4 protein-coding genes are annotated in these 2558 nt (G+C 71.5%); 1 reads left to right on the top strand and 3 read right to left on the bottom strand.

Annotated features, from left to right (window positions below):
- Positions 1-58: 58 nt before the first annotated feature.
- On the top strand, positions 59-487 hold the full coding sequence (mscL, locus tag G6030_RS12250; protein WP_182643307.1) for a large conductance mechanosensitive channel protein MscL: 429 nt from the start codon (positions 59-61) through the stop codon (positions 485-487).
- 147 nt (positions 488-634) lie between these two features.
- Here mscL and G6030_RS12245 read toward each other — a convergent pair whose 3' ends face one another.
- From G6030_RS12245 to G6030_RS12235, 3 genes are all read right to left on the bottom strand, one after another.
- On the bottom strand, positions 635-847 hold the full coding sequence (locus G6030_RS12245; RefSeq protein ID WP_182643306.1) for a hypothetical protein: 213 nt from the start codon (positions 845-847) through the stop codon (positions 635-637).
- A complete protein-coding gene (locus G6030_RS12240) occupies positions 844-1419 on the bottom strand; it encodes a MogA/MoaB family molybdenum cofactor biosynthesis protein (RefSeq protein ID WP_182643305.1) in 576 nt (191 codons plus the stop codon). Before G6030_RS12240 ends, G6030_RS12245 begins: the two co-directional genes overlap by 4 nt.
- Positions 1416-2558 (bottom strand): trypsin-like peptidase domain-containing protein (locus G6030_RS12235; RefSeq protein ID WP_194305868.1); only part of this gene is annotated, 1143 nt, incomplete at its 5' end. The genes G6030_RS12240 and G6030_RS12235, both read right to left, overlap by 4 nt.

Raw genomic sequence — 2558 nt, 5'->3', positions numbered from 1 at the left:
GCTGATACCGTCCGTGCCGATCCGGCAGCACGGTGACTACATCTGACAGGGGCGAGCAATGCTCAAGGGTTTCCGCGATTTCATCATGCAGGGCAACGTGATCGACCTGGCCGTGGCCGTCGTGATCGGCACCGCCTTCGCGTCCATCGTCGACGCGTTCACCAGCGCGATCATCAACCCGCTCATCGCCCTGCTCGGCGGGGACAAGGAGATCGGCTTCGCCGTCCAGCTCCTGGAGAACAACCCCGAGACGCTGATGGACTTCGGGGCGCTCATCTCGGCGGTCATCAACTTCCTGCTCATCGCCGCCATCATCTACTTCGTGCTGGTGGGACCCATGAACAAGATGAAGGAGGCCGCCGCCCGCCGCAAGGGCATCGAGGCCCCCGCGACGGACAACGAACTCCTCGTGGAGATCCGTGACCTGCTCGCCGGGCGGCCGCTCGCCCACCCCTCCGACCCCGGGAGCCCGACCAACGAGTCCTGACTGCGTCGCTCCGGCGCCGGAGCGGTGGAGGGCCGAGGGGCGCAGCCGGGGGGCCGCCGACCCGCGCTGCCGGGCCGGCCGGATGAGGCCGGTCGTGGCGGGACGAGGCCCGTGATGGCGGGACAAGCTCAGTCGTAGAGGGTGGTCTCAGTCGTGGTGAGGCGGGCGTTGCTCGCGCCACCAGTCGTCCCGGAGTCGGGTGTCGTTCCCGCGCGCCTCGTCCGAGGTGGTCTCCGGCAGCGTGTCGCCGAACACCTCGTCGATGCGCCTGCGGTCCGCAGCGCGGCGCTCGGCCTTCCCGGGGGTGGTCCCCCGGGCGCCGGCCGGACGATCGCCGTCGGAATCCCGCGAGCCGGTCACAGACCGTCGAAGCCCGACAGCTGCGCGACCACGTACGACACGAGCGGACACAGCGTGGCCATACCGTCGCGGATGGCGGCCCGGCTCGGCGCGAGGTTCGCGACCACCGTGCTGCCGGAGACGCCCACGTGCCCGCGGGAGACGATCGAGTCGACGGCCCCCGCGGTGAGACCGGACGAGCGGATGGCCTCGGCGATGCCGGGCAGCCGCTGGTCGAGGATCTCCTCGGTGACCTCCGGCGTGATGTCGCGGGGACCGACGCCGGTCCCGCCGATGGTGACGACGAAGTCGAACCCGCCGACGACGGCGGTCTCGAGCGCCTTCCGGACCTCGGACTCGTCGGCCGCGACGCCGACGACGCCGCCCACGAGGAAGCCCTCTTCCTCGAGCAGTTCGGTGACCAGCGGACCGATGGAGTCCTCCCGCTCCGGCATGCGGTCGGTGACCACCACGACCATCGCGCGGCCGGCGATCGCCGGCTCCGGCGGCTCTACGGCCGTCGGGTCGAAGTCCACGTTCGTGGGGAGCTTGCGGCCTCCGGGCAGTGCCCTCGGATCGAATCTGGTGCTCATCTGGCCTCTCCCAGTGCAACGTCGACGGTGTTCGGCGGTTCGCCCTCACGAGAAGCATAGGTGACGGACACGGTCTCCCCCGGAGCGCGGGACCGGATCGCCGCGACCAGCGCGTCGCCGTTCTCGATGAGCCGCTCGCCCACCCGCGTGACGATGGCGCCCTCCTCGATACCCGCACGGTCGGCCGGGCCGCCCGGCTCGACCGACCGCACCAGCGCGCCGTCTCCGGCCGGGGAGTCGCTCACCGTCACGCCGAGCACCGCCCGGGTGGCGAAGCCCTGCTTGATGATCTGGTCGGCGATCCGGCGGGCCTGGTCCACCGGGATCGCGAAGCCCAGCCCGATCGAGCCCGAGTTACCCGAGCCCAGCGACGCGATGGCCGAGTTGATGCCGATCAGCTCGCCGTTCATGTTCACCAGGGCGCCACCGGAGTTGCCGGGGTTCACCGCGGCGTCGGTCTGGATCGCGTCGATCACCGTGCTCTGATCGGACTGCGCGCCACCAGCTCGAACCGGACGTTCCAATGCCGAGACGATGCCGGTCGTGACCGTCCCGGACAGTCCGAGCGGCGAGCCGATGGCCGCCACGGCCTGACCCTCGTTGAGGTTGGCGGACGTGCCGAGCGCGACGGGGGTCAGCAGGCGGGGAGCCTCGGCCTTGATCACCGCGATGTCCGTCGCGGGGTCGGTGCCCACGATGCTCGCGGGTGCCTTGGAGCCGTCATCGAAGCGCACCTGGATGGAGCCGCCGGCGGTGGCCATCGCGATGACGTGGTTGTTGGTGATGATGAGCCCGTCCGCGGTGAGCACGACCCCGGACCCCTCGCCCCGCCCGGTCTGGGAGCGCACGTCGATCGAGACGACGCTCGGAAGGACCTTGTCGGCGACCGACTCGACGGTGCCGTCCGGCGCCTGCCCGACCGGCTGGGTGGCGCTGATCGGCGAGGACAGCCCCTCTCCCGATCCTCCGGCCACCGTCGCTCCGATCCAGCCTCCGAGTCCGCCCGAGACGAGCATCGCGGCCACGATGCCGGCCACGACGAGCCCCTTACCGGACCTGCGCGACGCCGGCCCCGGCTCGCCGCCCACATGCTCCGGCCCGCCGGGGAAGGGCCCGCCCGTCGTGGGCCCGACGCCCGC

It is taken from the genome of Dietzia sp. E1 (genome assembly GCF_014145015.1).
In the GTDB taxonomy this organism is placed as follows: Bacteria; Actinomycetota; Actinomycetes; order Mycobacteriales; family Mycobacteriaceae; genus Dietzia; species Dietzia cinnamea_A.
This window is presented reverse-complemented; position numbering and strand designations above follow the sequence as displayed.

Bases quoted from the DNA above. Each gene is read 5' to 3' on its own strand.
- mscL (WP_182643307.1), top strand. From the start codon at position 59: ATGCTCAAGGGTTTCCGCGATTTCATCATGCAGGGCAACGTGATCGAC.
- G6030_RS12240 (WP_182643305.1), bottom strand. From the start codon at position 1,419: ATGAGCACCAGATTCGATCCGAGGGCACTGCCCGGAGGCCGCAAGCTC.